Here is a 19,680-nt window from a genome sequence, read left to right on the forward strand (position 1 = left end):
GAGAGCAGCTTGCACGAGCACATCGGCCGTTCCCGTTGACGGGGTTGAAAACGCCCCGGAGAGTGGTAAACGCACGCGAGGGGGACGGATGCGGCGATCTTCGCCGAACCGCGCCGCGGATCGGGGGGTCTGCATGAGTGCCGGCACTGGGGTGGAGAGCAACGGGCGCGCGCGGTACGGCGGTGGTGTGCCGTGGCTGGACGTGGCGCTGGCCGCGATCGCCTCCGTGAGCTGGGCGTTGATCGGGATGGCGGGGACGGCGGCGCTCGGTCTGCATCTGCTCGGGGCGGACGCGGCGGGTTCGTTGGGCCCGATGACGGCGGCCGTGGTGGCTCTGGGGGCGGGGGGATCCGTCACGCCGTCGGGCGACGTGTCGGCCTTCGGTCTCACCGGGGCCGAAGCGGACACCGCCATCGAGATCACGCCACTGGGGGTGGGCCTGGTCGGCGCGCTGCTGCTGTCGTGGTTGTTCCTACGGTCCCTGCGCGCGGCCGGGGCTGTCATCGCGCCGGGCGAACTCCTCGCCCGGGCGGGCGCGGTGGTCGCGCTGTTCGTGGCGATGCTGGGCGGGCTGGCCTGGGCGGGGCACGACGTGATCACGCTCGACGGCGGCGCGCTGGGGCTGGACGACCTGCCCGGCGGGGGTGGTGGCGGGAGCGGACTGGAGATCCCCGGGCTCGGTGACATCGGGGGGCTGCTGCCCGACCGGATCGGGGATCTGATCGACGCGAAGGCTGCCGTCGGCTTCACCGTCGACACGGCGCCCACCCTGCTGGGCGGGCTCCTCTGGTCGGCGGGGATCCTGCTGATCGCCCTCTTGGCCTCGCGCCGCACCCCGCTGCCGCGCGGGTGGGAGGCGGTGCACCGGGTGGTGCGGCCCGCGGTGTCCGCCGTGGTCACCGTGCTGCTGGTGGCCGTGGCGGCCGGGCTCGCGGCGGCGGCGTACGCGGCGATCGGCGACGCCCATCCGAAACGGATCGCGGGAGCGGCGCTGCTCGGCGCGCCGAATGGGGTGTGGCTGGGCGTCTCGGTCGGCCTGTTCGTCCCCTGGGACGGCCGCGCCACGGGCGCCCTCACGCACGTCCTGCCGGCCCCCCTCGACAGGCTCCTCTCCGTCGGCACGGACCAGCCCGTCACCGTCGGCCGCCTGGCCGACCTGGACGGCCGGGTGTGGCTGCTCGCGGTGGCCACGGCCGTGACGATGCTGTTCGCGGGGGTGCTGGTGGCGGTGCGGACGCCGTTCGGGGTGGCGGCGGGGGCCGGGGCGCGAGGGGCCGGGGCGGGGTGGTTCGTCGGGGCGTGTGCCGTACGGCTGGGGATCGTGACCGCGGTGGCGTTGCCGTCCCTCGGGCTGCTGACGGGGCTGTCCGTGGACGCTTCGCTGTCGGTGCTGGGGTTCGACGCGTTCGGGGCCGGGATCGAGCTGCACGGGCACCTCGGCAGGGCGCTGCTCCTCGGGGCGGCCTGGGGGGCCGGAGCGGGGGCCGCGGGGGCGCTGCTGGCGTGCGCCACGGGGGCGGCGGGACGGCGTGCCGCGCCGTTGGCACTCGGTGACGTGCGGTACGCGGATGGGGGTGGGGCCGCGCGGCACGCCGGGGCGGGGGCGGAGGCTGGGCCGTATGCCCCCAGCGCGTCCTACCGGGCGCCGAACCCCGCGACCAATCCGTATCTCCGGGTGCCGGACGGACCGCCGGAGCCGGAGGACGCGCGCCCCGACGGGTGGCCCGGAGAACACCTTGGCCAGCGGGCCGAAGAGGGGTCCGGCGAGCGGCGCGCAGAGCGGTTCGGCGAGCGGCCGGGACAGGGGGCCGGCCAACAACCCCCAGAGCGGTTCGGCCAGCGGCAGCCAGAGCGATTCGGCGAACGGCCAGGACAGGGGGCCGGCCAACAACCCCCAGAGCGGTCCGGCCAGCGGCCAGGACAAGGGTCCCCCCAGCAGCCCCCAGAGCGGCCCGGCGAACAGCCGGGACAGCGGTCCGGCCAACAGCCCCCAGAGCGGTCCGGCCAGCGGCCAGGACAAGGGTCCGGCCAGCAGCCTGGACAAGGGTCCGGCCAACAGCCCCCAGAGCGGTCCGGCCAGCGGCCGGGACAAGGGTCCGGCCAGCGGCCGGGACAGCGGTCCGATGGCGGGCGGCGTGGGGGCGGGTCGGTGCCGCCCGGTGGCGACGGGCGGGCGGGGCCTTCGGCCGAGGCGCGGCGGTCAGGGGATGTGTTCGGTGCGCCGACCGTGGCGGGACCGGTCGGGCCGGTCGGGCCGGATTCGCGGCGGCCCGGGGGGTCTGCCGGGGACGACGGGCCCCCTCCGCCGCCTCCGCCTCCTCCCCCGCTGCCGCCGAAGCGGCCTGGGCGGCCCGATCGGCCCCGGTGAGTGGGAGGCGGCCCGCTCTACGGGGCCGATCGGTGGACTTCACAAAACCGACATCACCGGTTCGCCCAGTGTTCCGTGTCCGCTAGACGGACCTCTGCGGCGAAAGGCACTGGGTGCCGGATACGGTGGGATACATCATGAGAGCTTCGCAGACTTCGCCGACCTCGTCCTCTGATGCCCCCACGCTCCTTGTCAAGATCTTCGGCAAGGACAGGCCCGGCATCACGGCCGGTCTCTTCGACACCCTCGCGGCCTACTCCGTCGACGTGGTCGACATCGAGCAGGTGGTCACCCGTGGCCGGATGGTGCTGTGCGCGCTCGTGACCGCGCCACCGCGGTCGCAGGAGGGTGACCTCCGCCGCACGGTCCACAGCTGGGCCGAGTCGATCAAGATGCAGGCAGAGATCATCTCGGGTCTCGGTGACAACCGTCCGCGCGGCCTCGGTCGCTCCCTGGTGACCGTCCTCGGCCATCCGCTGACCGCGGAGGCCACCGCCAAGGTCGCCGCCAAGATCACCAAGGCCGGCGGCAACATCGACCGCATCTTCCGGCTCGCCAAGTACCCCGTCACGGCCGTCGAGTTCGCGATCTCCGGGGTGGAGACCGAGCCGCTGCGCACCGCGCTGGTCACGGACGCGCGGGCGCTCGGAGTGGATGTCGCCGTGGTGGACGCGGGTCTGCACCGGCGGGCCCAGCGGCTCGTCGTCATGGACGTCGACTCCACCCTGATCCAGGACGAGGTGATCGAGCTCTTCGCGGCGCACGCCGGCTGCGAGGACAAGGTCGCCGAGGTGACGGCGGCGGCGATGCGCGGTGAGCTGGACTTCGAGCAGTCGCTGCACGCGCGGGTGGCGCTGCTGGAGGGGCTGGACGCCTCGGTGGTGGACAAGGTGCGCGCCGAGGTCCGGCTGACGCCGGGCGCGCGCACGCTGATCCGTACGCTGAAGCGGCTCGGCTACCAGGTCGGGGTCGTCTCGGGCGGCTTCACCCAGGTCACCGACGATCTGAAGGAGCGGCTGGGGCTGGACTTCGCCCAGGCCAACACGCTGGAGATCGTCGACGGCCGGCTGACCGGCCGGGTCACCGGCGAGATCGTGGACCGGGCGGGCAAGGCGCGGCTGCTGCGCCGGTTCGCCGCGGAGGCGGGCGTACCGCTCTCGCAGACGGTGGCGATCGGCGACGGCGCCAATGACCTGGACATGCTGAACGCGGCCGGTCTCGGGGTGGCCTTCAACGCCAAGCCGGTGGTGCGCGAGGCGGCGCACACGGCGGTGAACGTGCCGTTCCTCGACACGGTCCTGTATCTGCTGGGCATCACCCGCGAAGAGGTCGAGGCGGCGGAGACCCACACCGAGTAGGACCACGCTCGCAGGAGAGGCAGGGCCCGGTACCGAGGGGTGCCGGGCCCTCGCGCGTGGGTCGCGGCCGGACGGGTTACTCCTCGGGCGCCCAGTAGTCGGTGAGCGTGGCGACGGCCGGCTCCAGGGACTTCCAGGAGCCGTCGAAGGTGAGGACGGCGAAGGAGGAGGCCGGGAAGCCGCGGCGGGTCATCCGCTCGTGGGCCTCGCTCTCGGCCGAGTCGGTCAGGATGTCGGTGAGGGCGTGGACGCCGGGATTGTGGCCGATCAGGACGACGCTGCGCACGTCGTCCGGCGTCTCGTTGAGCAGGGCGATCAGCTCGCCGGGGGAGGCCTCGTAGATCCGCTCCTCGTAGACCGTTTTCGGCCGGTGCGGGAGTTCATGGACGGCGAGCTTCCACGTCTCCCTGGTCCGGACCGCGGTGGAGCACAGCGCCAGGTCGAGGGGAATGCCGCTGTCGGCCAGTCTGCGTCCGGCGACGGCGGCGTCCATCCGGCCCCGCTCGGCGAGCGGGCGCTCATGGTCGGTCACCTGTGGCCAGTCGGCTTTCGCATGCCGGAAGAGGACGATCCTGCGGGGTTCTGCGACGCTCATGCGTCCCAGCTTCGCATGAAACAGGCCATGGGGCGCAGGGAGTTGACATGGGGCTTTGCCGCTCGTCCCGGGGTGCGGAGCGCGTCCGGGGCGTGCTCGTCACGGCTGGCGCGCGAGGAGACGCTGCACGCGCTCGACGAGGTGGGTGATCGCCGGGTCGCTGCCGGCGGCGTGGGCGTCGGCAGGGTTCAGTATCAGGAGGAGCAGGGTGACGAAGGCGAGGGTCGGCAGGGCGAGGGCCCACCAGGGCAGCCGGGCGTCGATCCGGGCCCGGGCGGCGGTCGGGCGGGGCCGGGTGAGCACAGGGGCCGACATGGATGCCTCCGGTCGTCTTCGAGCGGTCCGTGGTCCGCGTAGTGCGGCCACGTCTCGAAGCTACGGAATCGGCGGCCCGCAACCCATCCGGTGATCCACCCACTTGACCCTGACCCTCACCCCCTAGGGGACAGGGGGGTTAACCCCACCCTCAGGGTGCGGCGATCGTGGCGATGACGGCGATGATCACGAAGATGGCGAGGAACGAGCCGAAGACCATGAGCATCTTCTTCTGGCCGTTCTGGGGGTTCGGGTCGAGCACCATGCGCCCAGTGTCGCACCCGTGGTCCGCCGTGGGGCCGCCGGGGTCAGCGGGCGGCCGCCTCGTCCTCCACCGTGCCAGGGCGGCCCGCCAGGACGCCCACGGCCATCTGCGGGAGCATGAGCGCCGCCATGAGCGCCAGGGGCAGCCCCCAGCCGCCGCTGTGCTGGTAGAGCACGCCGACCAGGAGAGGGCCCGGGATCGAGATCAGATAGCCGGTGCTCTGCGCGAAGGCGGACAGCTGGGCCACGCCCGCGCCGGTCCTGGCGCGCATGCCGACCATGGTGAGGGCGAGCGGGAAGGCGCAGTTGGCGACGCCGAGCAGCACGGCCCAGGCCCAGGCTCCCTCGGCGGGCGCGAGGTACAGACCGGTGTAGCCGGCGAGGCCGCAGACGCCGAGCACGACGACGATCGGGCCCTGCCGCGGCAGCCGGGAGGCGACGCGCGGGATGACGTAGGCCAGGGGCACGCCCATCGCCATGGTGACGGCGAGCAGCAGTCCGGCCTCGCCTGCGGACACGCCCGCGTCCCGGAAGATCTGGGCCATCCAGCCCATGGTGATGTAGGCGGCGGTGGCCTGGAGCCCGAAGAAGACGGCGAGCGCCCAGGCGGTGCGGCTGCGGGTGATGCGCAGTCCGTCCGGTCGCTCCACGCGCGCGTGCGGGGCGGCCGGCCCGCCGGACGCCGGCCGCGCCGGGGCGGGTGTCCCCGACCGCTGCCGGTGTTCCCGGGCGAAGAGCAGCCAGGGCAGTACGGCAGCGGCGGCGAGGCCCGCCCACAGGGCGAGGCCGGGCCGCCAGCCGCCGCCCAGCGCAGAGGTCAGCGGCACGGTGAGCGCGGCGGCGGCCGAGGTGCCGAGGGCGAGGGACATCGAGTAGAGGCCGGTCATGGAGCCGACCCGGTCGGGGAAGTGCCGCTTGACGATGACCGGCATCAGGACGTTGCTGACGGCGATGCCCATCAGGGCGAGGGCGCTGGCGGCCAGGAACCCGGCCGTACCGCCCGTGTACGGCCGTACGAGCAGGCCCGCGGTGATCGCCGCCATGCCCGCGCACACCACGGCGCCGGGGCCGAAGCGGCGGGCGAGGCGCGGGGCCATGACACCGAACACGGCGAAGCAGAGCGGGGGCACGGAGGTGAGGAGCCCGGCCAGGCTGCCGCTCATGCCGAGCCCGTCGCGGACCTCCTCCAGGAGTGCGCCGAGGCTGGTGATGGCGGGCCGGAGGTTGAGCGCGGCCAGCACGATGGCGGCCATGAGCAGCCGGGTGCGCCACGCGCGCGTGGCCGTGTGCGGGGGCTCGGCGGCCGCCGTCGTACGGGTGGGCGGGGGTGTCGTCGTCCTGGTCGTGCTGGTGTCCTCACTGGCCATGCCGCCCATCATAGAATCATGGGATGAATACCTGTCCAGTCCTGTGAAGCCTTGTGAAGCCTTGTGAGAAGGTGTGCCATGCCCCTGAGCCATCCCCGTCGCTCGGCCCTCTCCGAGCAGGTCATCGCCGAGCTGCGCCATCAGATCACCTCGGGCGAGTGGCCGGTCGGCTCGCGGATCCCCACCGAGCCCGAGCTGGTGGAGCAGCTGGGCGTCGCCCGCAACACGGTCCGGGAGGCCGTCCGCGCCCTCGCGCACAACGGGCTGCTGGCCATCCGGCAGGGCTCGGGGACGTACGTCGTGGCGACGAGCGAGCTGGCGGGCGTGATGCACCGGCGGTTCGCGGACGCCGACCCCCGGCACATCGCCGAGCTGCGTTCCAACCTGGAGTCGGGGGCGGCGCGGCTCGCGGCCGAGCGGCGCACGGAGAAGGACCTCAAGCAGCTGGACGCGCTGCTGCTGCGGCGCGAGGAGGCCTGGGAGTCGGGGGACGCGGAGGCCTTCGTCGCGGCCGACGCGACCTTCCACCTGGCGGTGGTGGCAGCCTCCCACAACGACGTCATGACCGCGCTCCACGCCGACCTGGGCGAGGTGCTGCGGGACTGGCTGCGCGAGGACGTCGGCGACGAGCTGACTCCGGAGACGTACATGGACCACACACGGCTGGTGGACGCGATCCGCGCGGGCGACGCGGAGACGGCGGCGGCCGAGGCGGCCGGCTATCCCGTGTCCTGCCGCCCGGGCCGGGTCACGGGGTCCGGCCCGGGCTGAGCGGCGCTCGGCTCAGACCTTCTCGTGGGTGATCCAGACCCGGCCCACCTCCTTCCAGCAGCGCCCGGTGAGCCGTACGGTCAGGGCGGGTCCGGCGTCGACGGGGGTGCCGTCGGTGTCGAGGTCCCACCAGCGCGCGCACTCGATGTGCAGCGTGACACGGTCGATGTCGGCGTAGGGGTTGTGGCAGTGGGCGACGACATGGGAGCCGTCGACGGTGACGCGGCACTCCGCGCCGAAGGGGTCGGGATGCTCGTGGGGCTGCGCCTCATGGGGCGCGCAGAGCACGAGCGCGACGGCGGCGGTCACTGGGGCGAGAGCACGGAACAGACGCACAAGGGAACCTCCTCGGCAGGGCTGGGGAGGGCTGCGCGGAGGTGGACGCGCACTTCATCGTGCCTGTTCGCGGGTGTGTCCCGCCCGGCCTGGTAGGCCGGACGGGTGACACGGAAGGGGTGGCGTCAGGCGCCGATGGCGTGCAGACCGCCGTCGACGTGGATGATCTCGCCGGTGGTCTTCGGGAACCAGTCGCTGAGCAGGGCGACGATGCCCTTGCCGGCCGGCTCCGGGTCCTTGAGGTCCCACTCCAGCGGGGAGCGGCTGTCCCACACCGCGGCCAGGTCGCTGAAGCCCGGGATGGACTTGGCGGCCATGGAGCCGAGCGGGCCCGCGGAGATCAGGTTGCAGCGGATGTTCTGCTTGCCCAGGTCACGCGCGATGTAGCGGCTGGTGGCCTCCAGGGCGGCCTTGGCCGGGCCCATCCAGTCGTACTGCGGCCAGGCGTACTGCGCGTCGAAGGTGAGACCGACGACCGAGCCGCCGTTCTGCATCAGCGGCAGGCAGGCCATGGTCAGCGACTTCAGGGAGTACGCCGAGACGTGCATGGCCGTGGCGACCGACTCGAACGGCGTGTTGAGGAAGTTGCCGCCGAGCGCGTCCTGCGGCGCGAAGCCGATGGAGTGCACGACACCGTCGAGGCCGCCGAGCTCCTCGCCGACGACGTCGGCCAGGCGGCCCAGGTGCTCGGCGTTCGTCACGTCGAGCTCGATGACCTTGGTGGGCTTCGGCAGCTTCTTGGCGATGCGCTCGGTCAGCGTCGGCCGCGGGAACGCGGTCAGGATGATCTCGGCACCCTGCTCCTGGGCCAGCTTGGCGGCGTGGAACGCGATGGAGGACTCCATCAGCACACCGGAGATCAGGACGCGCTTGCCCTCGAGAATTCCGCTCATGGTGATCAGTGACCCATTCCCAGTCCGCCGTCAACGGGGATGACGGCTCCAGTGATGTACGAGGCGTCGTCCGAGGCGAGGAACCGCACCGTCGCGGCGATCTCCTCCGGCTGCGCGTACCGGCCGAGCGGGACCTGCGAGACGATGCCCGCGCGCTGCTCGTCGGTGAGCACCTTGGTCATGTCGGTGTCGACGAAGCCGGGCGCGACGACGTTGAACGTGATGTTGCGCGACCCCAGCTCACGGGCGAGGGAGCGCGCGAAGCCGACGAGGCCGGCCTTGGACGCGGCGTAGTTGGCCTGACCGGGCGAGCCGTAGAGACCCACGACCGACGAGATGAGGACGACCCGGCCCTTCTTGGCGCGCAGCATGCCGCGGTTGGCGCGCTTGACGACGCGGAAGGTGCCGGTGAGGTTGGTGTCGACGACCGAGGTGAAGTCCTCCTCGGACATGCGCATCAGGAGCTGGTCCTTGGTGACGCCGGCGTTGGCGATCAGGACCTCGACGGGCCCGTGCTCGGCCTCGATCTCCTTGTAGGCCTGCTCCACCTGCTCGGCGTCGGTGATGTCGCACTTGACGGCCAGGCAGCCCAATTCGACGAGGGCCTGCGGCGGTTCGCCCGAGCGGTATGTGATCGCGACCTTGTCGCCGGCGTCGGCGAACGCGCGGGCGATGGCGAGGCCGATGCCCCGGTTTCCTCCGGTGACGAGAACCGAGCGGCTCAACGGATCACCCTTTCGATAGGGGTCTACACACCTGCCCGGGACCTGGACGGCAGGCGGCTTCCCTCGAAACCTATCGGTCCGCCGTACCGGGTGCCGAAGCCGGGGGTGACAGGGCGACGGGGCGCTGTCTGTAGGGTTTCCACAGACAGCGCCCCGTCGCCGGGCGCAGGTCGGGCGGCCTCAGTCCGCCATTCCGGGGGCATGGACGGACAGGCCCTCAGCACGTGCCACCTCGAGCATCCTGCGGTCGTACGTCACGAGTGCTGTCAGATCGTCCCGCAGGGAGAGTGCGCTGGCCACATGGATCGCGTCCAGTGTTCTCAGACGCCCGACCAGTACGGCCGCGCCGTCACGCACCTCTCGGGTGAGGAGGATCTCCGTGATCCGCTCATCGAGGTCGTCCATCGCCTTCGGGAAGTGTCCCATGAGATCCAGGGTCCGTACGGTCTCCACGAAGCCGAGCGTGCTTGCGGCGAGAGGCTCAGTGACTCGCCGCCCGAGGAAGGCGTCCAGCTCGGCCCAGTGATTGCGGCGGGTCATCCATGTGACCAGCGCCGAGGTATCCATGTAGATCAACGGTCGTCCGCCTCGCGTTCGGCCAGGAGCAGCGCCACAGGGTCGACGTCCTCCGGTACCTCGTAGTGCGGCATGCCGTGCCGGTCGGCAGCCGTGACCGGCTTCAGCTTGATCTTTCCTTGGGCCACCAGGTGCGCGTACCGCTCCATGGGCCCGCCGGCCGGCGACAGTATCGCGATCACGTTCCCGTGCCGGGTGACCTGGATCGCTTCGCCCTTTTCGACACGGGCGAAGACAGCGCTCGGGTTGTACGAGAACTCGCGTACGGAAATGGTGCTCACAGCCGACTCCCTCGGTACCAGGCGCTGGCTTTGTGCCTACGGCTACATAATTGTACCTACAACCGAGCGCCTCACCGACTATGGCTTTCACCCGAACGCGGGATTTCCACAGCACTTCTTGTACTTGCACCCCGAACCGCACCAACAGGGCCCGTTCCGAGGCGGCGGCCATGCCTCGGCCTGTCCCGTACGGGCCAGCTCCGCCGCGTACGCGGACCGGTCGGCAGGTGTGCCGGCAGACCCGCCCGCTTCGTTCACATGCGCGACCAGCCCACTCACCGTGGCCCGGCCGAGCGCGAGGTGTGTGGCGCCTTGGTCCGACAGCTCGCGCAGGGTGCGCTCGACCTGCCGCAGGTGGCCGGCGTGGTGGTCACCGTACGCGTCCACGACCGTCGGCCAGCGTTCCAGAAGCTGCGCGAACTCATGCGGCGGCCAGAACAGGACGCACGTCCTCAGCGGCCCCGTGGGCGCGTTTTCCTCCTCGTCCGGTTCAGCGGCGAGCTCTTCCATCTCGGCTCGCAGGGCGTCGGCCCCTCCCTCGGCCAGTCGCCTGAGACGGAGCGGGTCGTGCAGTTCGTCCAGGGGACGTACCCGGCCGGGTAGCGGCGCCGCACGCCGGACGTGAAGTTCGTCGGCCACGTGGTCCCAGTCGTCATGCGGCTCGCCGAGCAGGCGCCGCACGCGGTGACGGCCCAAGAGGAGTTCCCCGAGGCCGAAGGAGTCCCGGGAGTCGGCGACCACATCCGCTGTCACCGGAGCGCCGGCACCGAGGGCGTGCGTGACGCCCGTCGTGAACCACTCGGCGGCCGTCGCCGTCTCGTTCACGGACTCGAAGACTTCGGCGACAAGGGCCCAGGCTGCCGCGTCCCTGGGGTGCCGTGCACGGAACGCGGCGGCCGCCGCCCGTGCTTCCTCCTCGCGTCCGGCCTCCCACAACGTGTCGATGCGCCACGCGTCGACCACGTCCGGCTCCCCACAGCCGCCCGACTCGGGATCGAGGAGTCGCTCGAAGAGCGCGAGGGCACGGTCGGGTTCGCCCGCGCTCCGCCAGGCGTCGGCTGCCTCGCGGAGCAGTTCCTCCCGGTCCTCGGGGTACTGCTCCGCCAACCGCTCGCACTCCTTCGCGGCCTCGGAGGGAGTGGGAGTCGCACGGGCCGCCTGACAAGGGACGGAGGCGTGCCTGGTGCGACGGTTCTTGTTGTTCTTGCCGGACGTACGGCGCCTGCTGGCCATGAATTCACGGTAGTGCGGCCCGGGTCGGCGCCGCCGGGGAACCAGAGTGATCACCCGCCCGAGCGGTACGCCGGGCCGACTTCGTGAGCCCACCGGCGCCTCCCGCCCGTCACACGGCGCGCGCCGTGCGCGCCGCGTCGACGGACTCCGCGAGGGCATCGACGGCCGAGGCGAGTTCCCGCCAGGGACGGGACAGGTCGACGACGTGCCTGAAGAGCCTCAACCGCCCCTCTCCCACCGGCACTTCGACGACTCCTTCGCTGCCCTAGGCGTACACGAGGTGCCCCTCGCCGAGGCCGAGACGCATGCAGTACGCCGTCATCTGGTACAGGTCGTCCCGCTGCGGCTTGATCTTGAACTTGGCGTCGAGGACGGCGGCCGGGCGCAGGACGCCGTCGTGCGGTGAGGGCAGGTAGTGCACGAGGTCCGGCTTGAGCCGGTGCCGGCCCGCCGCGTCGAGGAAGTGGCTGCGGTCCTGAGGCTCGGGCCGCCCCCCGACGCGGTGGCGCAGTGCCTCGCCGACCGCCCTGGCGAGGTAGGCCTCGAAGAGCCGCCACATGACGACGAGCATGCCGTCGACGGCGAGGTGGCGGCTGTCCCCGAATTCGTACGAGACGCCGCGGAGGACGAGTTCGGCCAGGCCGAGAGCATGGGCGTAGCGGGCGTTTCGGCGGCCCGGGGTCCATTGCGGCGGGCGGGCTCCCGCGGGCAGGAGACCGACGCCGTCGAGGCGGGCGGTGAGCCGTTGCAAGGCGGCCCGGAGGCCGGGGTCGAGGCCGGGGACACGGAGGAGACGGCGAGCAGCGGCGAGGAGGAGGAGGAGGTTCTCCGCACGACACGGGAGCTGATGAGCGAGACCGCGGAACTGCGGCCCTCCGCGGAGAACGTACCCAGCTTGGCGAGGTCCTTGAGGCGAAGCTGCTCGTACGAGGTGCGGCAGTGCAGGCAGAAGCGGAACGGGGCTGCGATCCACCAGGCGCGCAGATCTCCTCGCGGGCCTCGGCGAACGTGACGCCGGTGGCCATCGTCGCCGATGTCCCGACGCACTGGAGGTCCGGCGCCTCACAGGCATCCCTCAGTCGTCGTACGAGGAGGGCGACGTCGGCGCCCTGGCGGCCCCGGTAGGTGTGCAGCTCGTCGAGAGCGAGGAACCGGAGGCCCCGGGCGGCACCGATCAGTTCTCGCCGCTCGTCGGGGCGAGTGAGCAGGTACTCCAGCATCACGTAGTTGGTGAGCAGGATGTCCGGCTTGTTCCGCAGGACCTGAAGCTTCTGCTCGGAGTCCTCCTGGCTGGTGTACCGGGCGAAGGTCACCTTGCGACGGTCCTCCGGGACGCCCCAGGTGACGTACTTCTTCAGCTCGTGGAGCTGGCTGTTGGCCAGCGCGTTCATGGGATATGGGATAAACGACGATCGCCGAGATCCCGTCGGGATTAGGGTCGCGTAGCACCTGATCGACGATCGGCACGATGTAGGTCAGGCTCTTACCGGAGCCGGTGCCCGTGGTCAGGACGTAGGAGTCACCGCGGTCGGCCGCCACGATGGCCTCCCGCTGGTGCTGGTGGAGGGAGAGGGTACGGCTGCCGGGGTCGTTCTCGTGCTCCTTGTGCCGGAAGTATTCCCGGCACATCGGGTGCAGCAGGCCGTCGTCGCACATCGCGGCAACGGTTCAGCCGCTGCGGAAGGTGGGGTTCAGGGCGAGTTCGGGGTCGGGCCAGCGGGTCCGGCGCCGCCGTTCGTCGTCCAGGTGACGCTCGATGTCCGGGTCCCGCACGGCGACGAGCGAACTCGTGAACGCCTCGTACCCGGCGATGAGGTCGTGATGGACACCGAAGACGTCCATGGATCGGAAGGGCCCCCTCAACTTCGTGAATCCGCTCTGTCACGCTGTGTCCGCGAGCCGACGCCACCGACAGGGTTTGACATGTCACCGGGCGCGCTGCCGGGAACCTATGGTCCCCATGTCGGTCTCCGCGACATGATCGGATCGACCGCCGGTCACTGCCATGCCAACAGGAAGAGACGCAGGTGCCTCATACCATCGACGAAAGCTTCACGGCCCTACCTCTACGCGCCCTCGCCGACGCCGCCCTCGCACGTGCGCGTGCGCTCGGGGCCGAGCACGCGGACTTCCGGTTCGAGCGGGTGCGCAGCGCGTCGTGGCGGCTGCGGGACGCCAAGCCGTCCGGGTCGTCGGACACGACCGACCTGGGGTACGCGGTGCGCGTGGTGCACGGCGGCACGTGGGGGTTCGCGTCCGGCGTGGACCTGACGATGGACGCGGCCGCCCGGGTGGCGTCGCAGGCCGTGGCGATGGCCAAGCTGTCCGCGCAGGTCATCAAGGCCGCCGGGTCCGACGAGCGGGTGGAGCTGGCCGACGAGCCGGTGCACACCGACCGGACGTGGATCTCGTCGTACGAGATCGATCCGTTCACCGTGCCGGACGAACAGAAGACCGCGCTGCTGGCCGACTGGAGCAACCGGCTGCTGGCGGCCGACGGCGTCAACCATGTCGACGCCTCGCTGCTCACCGTCCACGAGAACAAGTTCTACGCGGACACGGCGGGGACGGTGACCACCCAGCAGCGGGTGCGGCTGCACCCGTCGCTGACGGCGGTCTCGGTCGACGAGTCCAGCGGCGAGTTCGACTCGATGCGGACGATCGCGCCGCCGGTGGGCCGGGGCTGGGAGTACCTCACCGGGACCGGCTGGGACTGGGACGACGAGCTGGAGCGGATGCCGGAGCTGCTCGCCGAGAAGATGCGGGCGCCCAGCGTGGACGCCGGGCTGTACGACCTGGTCGTCGACCCGTCCAACCTGTGGCTGACCATCCACGAGTCCATCGGGCACGCCACCGAGCTGGACCGGGCGCTCGGCTACGAGGCCGCGTACGCCGGCACCTCCTTCGCCACCTTCGACCGGCTCGGCAAGCTGCGCTACGGCTCCGACCTGATGAACGTCACCGGTGACCGCACCGCCGAGCACGGCCTCGCGACGGTCGGCTACGACGACGAGGGCGTCGAGGGCCAGTCCTGGGACCTGGTGAAGGACGGCACGCTCGTCGGGTACCAGCTGGACCGGCGGATCGCGAAGCTGACCGGCCTGGGCCGCTCCAACGGGTGCGCCTACGCCGACTCCCCCGGGCACGTCCCGGTGCAGCGGATGGCGAACGTGTCGTTGCGGCCGGATCCGGCCGGGATGTCGACCGAGGACCTGATCGGGAGCGTCGACCGCGGGATCTACGTCGTCGGGGACCGGTCGTGGTCCATCGACATGCAGCGGTACAACTTCCAGTTCACCGGCCAGCGGTTCTTCAAGATCGAGAACGGGCGGATCACCGGGCAGCTGCGGGACGTGGCCTACCAGGCGACGACCACCGACTTCTGGGGGTCCATGGCGGCCGTGGGTGGTCCGCAGACCTATGTCCTCGGCGGCGCCTTCAACTGTGGCAAGGCGCAGCCGGGGCAGGTCGCGGCGGTGTCGCACGGCTGCCCGTCGGCCCTGTTCAAGGGCGTCAACATTCTGAACACCACGCAGGAGGCCGGTCGATGAGCGCCCGTACCAACAAGCCGCACGAGGTCGTCGAGCGCGCCCTCGAGCTGTCGCGGGCCGACGGGTGCGTGGTGATCGCCGACGAGCAGTCCACGGCGAACCTGCGCTGGGCCGGCAACGCGCTGACGACGAACGGCGTCACGCGCTCGCGCACGCTCACCGTGATCGCGACGGTCGACGGCAAGGAGGGCACCGCCTCCGGGGTCGTCTCGCGGGCCGCCGTGACCGCGGACGAGCTGGAGCCGCTGGTGCGGGCCGCCGAGGCCGCCGCGCGCGGCGCCGGGGCCGCCGAGGACGCGCAGCCGCTGGTCGCCCGTGAGGTGGTGGCCCCGGAGTTCACCGAGGCGCCCGCGGAGACCTCGTCCGCGGTGTTCGCCGACTTCGCGCCCGCGCTGGGCGAGTCCTTCGCACGCGCGCGTGCGGGCGGCCGTGAGCTGTACGGGTTCGCCAACCACGAGCTGGTGTCGACGTACATGGGCACGTCCACGGGGCTGCGGCTGCGGCACGACCAGCCGAACGGCACGCTGGAGCTCAACGCCAAGTCCCCGGACCGTACGCGCTCGGCCTGGGCGGGGCGCTCAACGCGGGACTTCAAGGACGTCGACCCGGCGGCGCTCGACGCGGAGCTCGCCGTACGTCTCGGCTGGGCCGAGCGGCGGATCGCGCTGCCGGCGGGGCGGTACGAGACGCTGCTGCCGCCGACCGCCGTCGCGGACCTGCTGATCTACCAGATGTGGTCGGCGTCCGGCCGGGACGCGGCCGAGGGCCGGACGGTGTTCTCCAAGCCCGGCGGCGGCACCCGGCTCGGCGAGAAGCTGTCCGAGCTGCCGCTGACCCTGCGCAGCGACCCGAACGAGCCGGGCCTGGAGACGGCGCCCTTCGTCCTCGCCCACTCCTCCGGGGGCGACTCGTCGGTGTTCGACAACGGGCTGCCGCTGGCCGCCACCGAGTGGGTCGGCGCGGGGGTGCTGAAGAACCTGATCACCAGCCGGCACAGCGCCGGCCTGACCGGGCTGCCGGTCGCGCCCGCGGTCGACAACCTGATCCTCGACGGCGGCGAGGACCGCTCGCTTCAGGAGATGGTCGCGAGCACCACGCGCGGGCTGCTGCTGACCTGTCTGTGGTACATCCGCGAGGTCGACCCGGCGACCCTGCTGCTGACCGGTCTGACCCGGGACGGCGTGTACCTCGTCGAGAACGGCGAGGTCGTGGGCGAGGTGAACAACTTCCGGTTCAACGAGTCGCCGGTCGGCCTGCTGGGCCGCGCCGTGGAGGCCGGGCGCACGGAAAAGACGCTGCCCCGGGAGTGGAGCGACTGGTTCACTAGGGCTGCGATGCCCGCGCTGCGGGTGCCGGACTTCAATATGAGCTCTGTCAGTCAGGGCGTATAACCTCGTACTGACCACGAGCCCACCACAAGGAGATACGAGAACCGTGACGGACATCGTCGACGAGCTGAAGTGGCGGGGCCTGTTCGCCCTGTCCACCGACGAGGACGCCTTGCGCAAGGCGCTCGCGGACGGCCCCGTCACGTTCTATTGCGGCTTCGACCCGACCGCGCCCTCGTTGCACGTGGGGCACCTGGTGCAGGTGCTCACCGTGCGCCGGCTCCAGCAGGCCGGTCACCGGCCGCTGGCGCTGGTCGGCGGGGCCACGGGGCTGATCGGCGACCCGCGCCCGACGGCGGAGCGCACGCTGAACGACCCGGAGACGGTCGCCGGCTGGGTCGGCAAGCTGCGGTCCCAGATCGAGCCGTTCCTGTCCTTCGAGGGTGAGAACGCGGCCGTGATGGTCAACAACCTCGACTGGACCGCGGGCCTGTCCGCGATCGAGTTCCTGCGGGACATCGGCAAGCACTTCCGCGTCAACAAGATGCTGACGAAGGACTCGGTGGCCCGGCGTCTGGAGTCCGACCAGGGCATCAGTTACACCGAGTTCAGCTACCAGATCCTCCAGGGCATGGACTTCCTCCAGCTCTACCGGCGCCACGGCTGCACGCTCCAGCAGGGCGGCAGCGACCAGTGGGGCAACCTCACGGCCGGTCTGGACCTGATCCACCGGCTGGAGCCGCAGGCCGACGTCCACGCGCTGGCGACGCCGCTGATGACCAAGGCGGACGGCACCAAGTTCGGCAAGACCGAGGGCGGCGCGGTCTGGCTCGACCCCGAGATGACGACGCCGTACGCGTTCTACCAGTTCTGGCTGAACGTGGACGACCGGGACATCTCCGGCTACCAGCGGATCCTGTCCTTCAAGTCCCGTGCGGAGCTGGAGGAGCTGGAGCGGGAGACCGCGGAGCGGCCGCAGGCGCGGGCCGCCCAGCGGGCGCTGGCGGAGGAGCTGACCACGCTGGTGCACGGCGCCGACCAGACGGCCGCGGTGATCGCCGCGAGCCGGGCGCTGTTCGGGCAGGGCGAGCTGGGCGACCTCGACGAGCGGACGCTGACGGCCGCGCTCTCCGAGGTGCCGCACATCCAGGTCGCCGAGCTCGGTCCGGTCGTGGACCTGTTCACGGAGGTCGGGCTGGTGGCCAGCAAGTCGGCCGCGCGGCGGACCGTGAAGGAGGGCGGGGCCTACGTGAACAACGTGAAGGTCACGGCCGAGGACGCGGTTCCCGCGAAGGAGGAGCTCCTTCACGGGCGGTGGCTGGTGCTGCGGCGGGGGAAGAAGAGTCTTGCCGCCGTCGAGGTGACGGGAGCGTAAGTGTCGGGGGGCGCCCCTTCGAGTGCGCCTCCCTTCACGCCCGCTGTTTCCTCTTGCCCAGTGTCGCCACATACGCCCTGTCCCCCAGGGCGACCACCACGATCGCTGCCACCAGCTGGAACAGGTGGCGCCACCAGTCGATGCCCGCGGTCTCCTCGACGCCGAAGCCGCGGGCTATGGCGTTGCCGATGACCGCGCCGATGATGCCGAAGATGGTGATCAGCCAGAGCGGGCTGTGCTGCTTGCCCGGGAGGATCGCCTTGGCGATCAGACCGAGTACGAATCCCACGATGATCGCCCACAACCAGCCCATGGCTGCCTCCTCGTACGGCTCGACGTGAGCTTTGCCCACAGTCTTGTTCCGTGCCCCGTACGGCGCATGTCGGGTGCCGCCGTACGCGGTACGGCGCAGCCGGTTCGTCAGTGCGGGAGGCGACCCGGTCTCGAAGGCGGCGCAGCCGCGGCGTAACGTGGAGTGCCGGGGAGTGTTCGATGTGGGTGGACGGTGGAATGCGATGCGGAAGCAGGGTGGCGGCGGGAAGGCCCAGGTGTTCCGGATCACCGGCGCCCGGCAGGGGCTGCAGGAGGACGTGCGCGGCCGGCAGCGGCGGTACGTGATCTCGATGACCGTCCGCACGGTGGCGGTGATCCTCGCGGCGACCCTCTGGAACGTGGAGCGTCATGTCGCCCTCGTGGCTCTGGTGTTGGGAGCGGTCCTGCCGTACATCGCGGTGGTGATCGCCAATGCGGGGCGGGAGAACGCGCCGGGTCTGCCCTCCACGTTCGTCACCGCGCAGGTGCCGCCCATGATCGCGCCGCCCCCGGCGGACGGCTCCGGGACGGAATCGGTTCCGGAGGACCGGGCTGAGCGGCGGCCATGACGGGCCTGTGCGACAAGCTCAGGAAAAGCTCAGATCAATCATGCTGTTCCAGTGCCCTGCGAAGGGTCGGCCGTGACATACTTCGTACGCGCTCCGCATCCCCCGTCGGAGCGACGGACCGACGCCGGGCAGCTCCCCCCGTGGCTGCTCGGCGTCGCCTTTTGTATGGGTATCCGTGGGACGGAACGACGCAACTGTGACTGACGAGACGCCTATCTGTTCCGCCAAGGGGTGCCGGGTCGCCGCGGTGTGGGTGCTGGCGTGGAACAACCCGAAGATCCATACGCCGGAGCGGCGGAAGACCTGGCTGGCGTGCGAGGAGCACCGGGAGCATCTTTCGCAGTTCCTGGGTGTCCGGGGGTTCCTGAAGGACGTGGTCCCGTTGGGCGAGTGGGACGCTCAGGACGTCTGAGGCCCGTCACCCACCGATCGCCGACATCGGGCGGTCCGGCTGGACGAACGACGGGTCGTCCAGGCCCGCTCCCGCCTTCTTGCCCCACATGGCCAGGCGCCAGCGGCGGGCTATCTCCTCGTCGGGGGCGCCGGAGCGCAGGGCCTCGCGCAGATCGGTCTCCTCGCGGGCGAAGAGGCAGGTGCGGATCTGGCCGTCGGCGGTGAGGCGGGTGCGGTCGCAGGCCGCGCAGAACGGGCGGGTGACGGAGGCGATGACGCCGACGCGGTGGGGGCCGCCGTCGACCAGCCAGCGTTCGGCGGGGGCGGAGCCGCGCTCGTCCTGTCCCTCGGGGGTGAGGTCGAAGCGGGTGCGGAGCGAGGCGAGGATGTCCCCGGCGGTGACCATGTCCTCGCGCTTCCAGCCGTGCTGGGCGTCCAGGGGCATCTGCTCGATGAAGCGCAGTTCGTAGTCGTGCTCCAGTGCCCAGGCCAGGAGGTCGGGGGCCTCGTCGTGGTTGAGCCCGGGCATAAGGACGGTGTTGACCTTGACCGGGGTGAGGCCGGCGTCGCGGGCGGCCCGGAGGCCGTCGAGGACGTCCCGGTGGCGGTCGCGGCGGGTGAGGGTCTTGAAGACGTCCGGGCGGAGCGTGTCGAGGGAGACGTTGACCCGGTCCAGGCCGGCCGCCTTGAGCGCGGTCGCCGTGCGCCCCAGGCCGATACCGTTCGTCGTCAGGGACATCCGGGGGCGCGGGGTCAGGGCCGCCACGCGTTCGACGATGCCGACCAGGCCGGGGCGCAGCAGCGGCTCGCCGCCGGTGAAGCGGACCTCCTCGATGCCGAGCGTGGAGACCGCGATGTCGATCAGGCGGACGATCTCGTCGTCCGTGAGGAGGTCGGGCTTGGCCAGCCACTGCAGGCCCTCCTCGGGCATGCAGTACGTACAGCGCAGGTTGCAGCGGTCGGTGAGCGAGACTCTCAGGTCGGTGGCCACCCGGCCGTAGGTGTCGATGAGCACGTGGGCCCCCTCCCCGTTGTGGATCGCGGTTCTTCTGTCGTCACCTGCGAGCCTA

The 19,680-nt window shown here is 71.5% G+C and carries 22 protein-coding genes and 2 pseudogenes; 8 read left to right on the forward strand and 16 right to left on the reverse strand.

Annotated features, from left to right (window positions below; all coding sequences use genetic code 11):
* Positions 1 to 133: 133 nt before the first annotated feature.
* On the forward strand, positions 134 to 2,368 hold the full coding sequence (locus ACYQ8Q_RS11175) for a streptophobe family protein (protein WP_460064112.1): 2,235 nt from the start codon (positions 134 to 136) through the stop codon (positions 2,366 to 2,368).
* A 137-nt stretch (positions 2,369 to 2,505) separates the two neighbouring features.
* Entirely contained in the window at positions 2,506 to 3,726 is a 1,221-nt protein-coding gene (gene serB / locus ACYQ8Q_RS11180; protein WP_460064114.1) for a phosphoserine phosphatase SerB, read from the forward strand.
* Between the two features lie 76 nt (positions 3,727 to 3,802).
* On the opposite strand, the gene ACYQ8Q_RS11185 is transcribed toward serB, so the two are convergent.
* The 4 genes from ACYQ8Q_RS11185 to ACYQ8Q_RS11200 form a co-directional block, all read right to left on the reverse strand.
* Positions 3,803 to 4,321, reverse strand: a complete 519-nt coding sequence (locus ACYQ8Q_RS11185) for a SixA phosphatase family protein (RefSeq protein WP_460064116.1) — start codon at positions 4,319 to 4,321, stop codon at positions 3,803 to 3,805.
* 99 nt (positions 4,322 to 4,420) lie between these two features.
* Positions 4,421 to 4,636 (reverse strand): hypothetical protein, encoded by a 216-nt coding sequence (locus tag ACYQ8Q_RS11190; protein ID WP_460064118.1) that lies wholly within the window; start codon positions 4,634 to 4,636, stop codon positions 4,421 to 4,423.
* Positions 4,637 to 4,787: 151 nt separating this feature from the next.
* On the reverse strand, positions 4,788 to 4,901 hold the full coding sequence (locus ACYQ8Q_RS11195) for an SGM_5486 family transporter-associated protein (RefSeq protein ID WP_099054046.1): 114 nt from the start codon (positions 4,899 to 4,901) through the stop codon (positions 4,788 to 4,790).
* 43 nt (positions 4,902 to 4,944) lie between these two features.
* A complete protein-coding gene (locus tag ACYQ8Q_RS11200; RefSeq protein WP_460064120.1) occupies positions 4,945 to 6,279 on the reverse strand; it encodes a CynX/NimT family MFS transporter in 1,335 nt (444 codons plus the stop codon).
* Between the two features lie 66 nt (positions 6,280 to 6,345).
* On the opposite strand from ACYQ8Q_RS11200, the gene ACYQ8Q_RS11205 reads away from it, so the two are divergent.
* Positions 6,346 to 7,038 (forward strand): FadR/GntR family transcriptional regulator, encoded by a 693-nt coding sequence (locus ACYQ8Q_RS11205; protein WP_460064122.1) that lies wholly within the window; start codon positions 6,346 to 6,348, stop codon positions 7,036 to 7,038.
* Positions 7,039 to 7,050: 12 nt separating this feature from the next.
* Here ACYQ8Q_RS11205 and ACYQ8Q_RS11210 read toward each other — a convergent pair whose 3' ends face one another.
* The 10 genes and pseudogenes from ACYQ8Q_RS11210 to ACYQ8Q_RS11255 form a co-directional block, all read right to left on the reverse strand.
* Positions 7,051 to 7,374: a hypothetical protein gene (locus ACYQ8Q_RS11210; RefSeq protein ID WP_460064123.1), complete on the reverse strand. Its 324-nt coding sequence runs from the start codon at positions 7,372 to 7,374 to the stop codon at positions 7,051 to 7,053.
* Between the two features lie 125 nt (positions 7,375 to 7,499).
* Positions 7,500 to 8,267, reverse strand: a complete 768-nt coding sequence (gene fabI / locus ACYQ8Q_RS11215) for an enoyl-ACP reductase FabI (RefSeq protein ID WP_460064125.1) — start codon at positions 8,265 to 8,267, stop codon at positions 7,500 to 7,502.
* A gap of 5 nt (positions 8,268 to 8,272) precedes the next feature.
* On the reverse strand, positions 8,273 to 8,992 hold the full coding sequence (fabG, locus tag ACYQ8Q_RS11220; protein ID WP_358993567.1) for a 3-oxoacyl-[acyl-carrier-protein] reductase: 720 nt from the start codon (positions 8,990 to 8,992) through the stop codon (positions 8,273 to 8,275).
* A 180-nt stretch (positions 8,993 to 9,172) separates the two neighbouring features.
* Complete coding sequence (locus ACYQ8Q_RS11225; RefSeq protein ID WP_460064127.1) at positions 9,173 to 9,559, reverse strand: type II toxin-antitoxin system VapC family toxin; 387 nt, start codon at positions 9,557 to 9,559, stop codon at positions 9,173 to 9,175.
* A 5-nt stretch (positions 9,560 to 9,564) separates the two neighbouring features.
* Positions 9,565 to 9,849 (reverse strand): type II toxin-antitoxin system Phd/YefM family antitoxin, encoded by a 285-nt coding sequence (locus tag ACYQ8Q_RS11230; protein WP_460064129.1) that lies wholly within the window; start codon positions 9,847 to 9,849, stop codon positions 9,565 to 9,567.
* 87 nt (positions 9,850 to 9,936) lie between these two features.
* Positions 9,937 to 11,082 (reverse strand): SEC-C domain-containing protein, encoded by a 1,146-nt coding sequence (locus ACYQ8Q_RS11235; protein WP_460064131.1) that lies wholly within the window; start codon positions 11,080 to 11,082, stop codon positions 9,937 to 9,939.
* A gap of 265 nt (positions 11,083 to 11,347) precedes the next feature.
* Positions 11,348 to 12,154, reverse strand: a complete 807-nt coding sequence (locus ACYQ8Q_RS11240; protein WP_460064133.1) for a 5-methylcytosine restriction system specificity protein McrC — start codon at positions 12,152 to 12,154, stop codon at positions 11,348 to 11,350.
* Positions 12,114 to 12,473: pseudogene (locus tag ACYQ8Q_RS11245) on the reverse strand (DEAD/DEAH box helicase); the annotation flags it as partial. The gene ACYQ8Q_RS11240 and the pseudogene ACYQ8Q_RS11245, both read right to left, overlap by 41 nt.
* 16 nt (positions 12,474 to 12,489) lie before the next feature.
* Positions 12,490 to 12,738, reverse strand: a pseudogene (locus tag ACYQ8Q_RS11250) (DEAD/DEAH box helicase); the annotation flags it as partial.
* Between the two features lie 12 nt (positions 12,739 to 12,750).
* Positions 12,751 to 12,924 carry a hypothetical protein gene (locus ACYQ8Q_RS11255; RefSeq protein ID WP_460064134.1) on the reverse strand — a complete coding sequence of 58 codons (174 nt, stop codon included), beginning with the start codon at positions 12,922 to 12,924 and terminating at the stop codon, positions 12,751 to 12,753.
* A 185-nt stretch (positions 12,925 to 13,109) separates the two neighbouring features.
* Between ACYQ8Q_RS11255 and ACYQ8Q_RS11260 the strand changes: the two genes are divergently transcribed.
* From ACYQ8Q_RS11260 to tyrS, 3 genes are read left to right on the forward strand one after another with little or no spacing between them, the layout of a single operon-like run.
* Complete coding sequence (locus tag ACYQ8Q_RS11260; RefSeq protein ID WP_460064135.1) at positions 13,110 to 14,633, forward strand: TldD/PmbA family protein; 1,524 nt, start codon at positions 13,110 to 13,112, stop codon at positions 14,631 to 14,633.
* Positions 14,630 to 16,024, forward strand: a complete 1,395-nt coding sequence (locus tag ACYQ8Q_RS11265) for a metallopeptidase TldD-related protein (protein WP_460064137.1) — start codon at positions 14,630 to 14,632, stop codon at positions 16,022 to 16,024. Before ACYQ8Q_RS11260 ends, ACYQ8Q_RS11265 begins: the two co-directional genes overlap by 4 nt.
* Positions 16,025 to 16,067: 43 nt before the next feature.
* Complete coding sequence (gene tyrS, locus ACYQ8Q_RS11270; protein ID WP_460064138.1) at positions 16,068 to 17,336, forward strand: tyrosine--tRNA ligase; 1,269 nt, start codon at positions 16,068 to 16,070, stop codon at positions 17,334 to 17,336.
* Between the two features lie 34 nt (positions 17,337 to 17,370).
* On the opposite strand, the gene ACYQ8Q_RS11275 is transcribed toward tyrS, so the two are convergent.
* Positions 17,371 to 17,649: a GlsB/YeaQ/YmgE family stress response membrane protein gene (locus ACYQ8Q_RS11275; RefSeq protein WP_460073259.1), complete on the reverse strand. Its 279-nt coding sequence runs from the start codon at positions 17,647 to 17,649 to the stop codon at positions 17,371 to 17,373.
* A 202-nt stretch (positions 17,650 to 17,851) separates the two neighbouring features.
* Between ACYQ8Q_RS11275 and ACYQ8Q_RS11280 the strand changes: the two genes are divergently transcribed.
* Both ACYQ8Q_RS11280 and ACYQ8Q_RS11285 read left to right on the forward strand, forming a co-directional pair.
* Complete coding sequence (locus tag ACYQ8Q_RS11280) at positions 17,852 to 18,217, forward strand: DUF3099 domain-containing protein (RefSeq protein ID WP_460064139.1); 366 nt, start codon at positions 17,852 to 17,854, stop codon at positions 18,215 to 18,217.
* 196 nt (positions 18,218 to 18,413) lie between these two features.
* Positions 18,414 to 18,629 (forward strand): hypothetical protein, encoded by a 216-nt coding sequence (locus tag ACYQ8Q_RS11285; RefSeq protein ID WP_460064140.1) that lies wholly within the window; start codon positions 18,414 to 18,416, stop codon positions 18,627 to 18,629.
* A 6-nt stretch (positions 18,630 to 18,635) separates the two neighbouring features.
* Here the strand turns inward: ACYQ8Q_RS11285 and moaA are convergent, their stop codons facing one another.
* The gene (gene moaA / locus ACYQ8Q_RS11290) at positions 18,636 to 19,625 is read right to left on the reverse strand and encodes a GTP 3',8-cyclase MoaA (RefSeq protein WP_460064141.1); all 990 of its coding nucleotides are present in this window, start codon (positions 19,623 to 19,625) and stop codon (positions 18,636 to 18,638) included.
* Between the last annotated feature and the right edge of the window lie 55 nt (positions 19,626 to 19,680).

The sequence above is a fragment of the Streptomyces sp. YKOK-I1 genome (assembly GCF_054660435.1).

What these genes read in the sequence shown, in the direction of transcription:
- ACYQ8Q_RS11175 (WP_460064112.1), top strand. Translation starts at nt 134, where the DNA reads ATGAGTGCCGGCACTGGGGTGGAGAGCAACGGGCGCGCGCGGTACGGC.
- serB (WP_460064114.1), top strand. Translation starts at nt 2,506, where the DNA reads ATGAGAGCTTCGCAGACTTCGCCGACCTCGTCCTCTGATGCCCCCACG.
- ACYQ8Q_RS11185 (WP_460064116.1), bottom strand. Translation starts at nt 4,321, where the DNA reads ATGAGCGTCGCAGAACCCCGCAGGATCGTCCTCTTCCGGCATGCGAAA.
- ACYQ8Q_RS11190 (WP_460064118.1), bottom strand. Translation starts at nt 4,636, where the DNA reads ATGTCGGCCCCTGTGCTCACCCGGCCCCGCCCGACCGCCGCCCGGGCC.
- ACYQ8Q_RS11195 (WP_099054046.1), bottom strand. Translation starts at nt 4,901, where the DNA reads ATGGTGCTCGACCCGAACCCCCAGAACGGCCAGAAGAAGATGCTCATG.
- ACYQ8Q_RS11200 (WP_460064120.1), bottom strand. Translation starts at nt 6,279, where the DNA reads ATGATGGGCGGCATGGCCAGTGAGGACACCAGCACGACCAGGACGACG.
- ACYQ8Q_RS11205 (WP_460064122.1), top strand. Translation starts at nt 6,346, where the DNA reads ATGCCCCTGAGCCATCCCCGTCGCTCGGCCCTCTCCGAGCAGGTCATC.
- fabI (WP_460064125.1), bottom strand. Translation starts at nt 8,267, where the DNA reads ATGAGCGGAATTCTCGAGGGCAAGCGCGTCCTGATCTCCGGTGTGCTG.
- ACYQ8Q_RS11225 (WP_460064127.1), bottom strand. Translation starts at nt 9,559, where the DNA reads ATGGATACCTCGGCGCTGGTCACATGGATGACCCGCCGCAATCACTGG.
- ACYQ8Q_RS11235 (WP_460064131.1), bottom strand. Translation starts at nt 11,082, where the DNA reads ATGGCCAGCAGGCGCCGTACGTCCGGCAAGAACAACAAGAACCGTCGC.
- ACYQ8Q_RS11240 (WP_460064133.1), bottom strand. Translation starts at nt 12,154, where the DNA reads ATGCCTGTGAGGCGCCGGACCTCCAGTGCGTCGGGACATCGGCGACGA.
- ACYQ8Q_RS11255 (WP_460064134.1), bottom strand. Translation starts at nt 12,924, where the DNA reads ATGGACGTCTTCGGTGTCCATCACGACCTCATCGCCGGGTACGAGGCG.
- ACYQ8Q_RS11265 (WP_460064137.1), top strand. Translation starts at nt 14,630, where the DNA reads ATGAGCGCCCGTACCAACAAGCCGCACGAGGTCGTCGAGCGCGCCCTC.
- ACYQ8Q_RS11275 (WP_460073259.1), bottom strand. Translation starts at nt 17,649, where the DNA reads ATGGGCTGGTTGTGGGCGATCATCGTGGGATTCGTACTCGGTCTGATC.
- ACYQ8Q_RS11280 (WP_460064139.1), top strand. Translation starts at nt 17,852, where the DNA reads ATGCGGAAGCAGGGTGGCGGCGGGAAGGCCCAGGTGTTCCGGATCACC.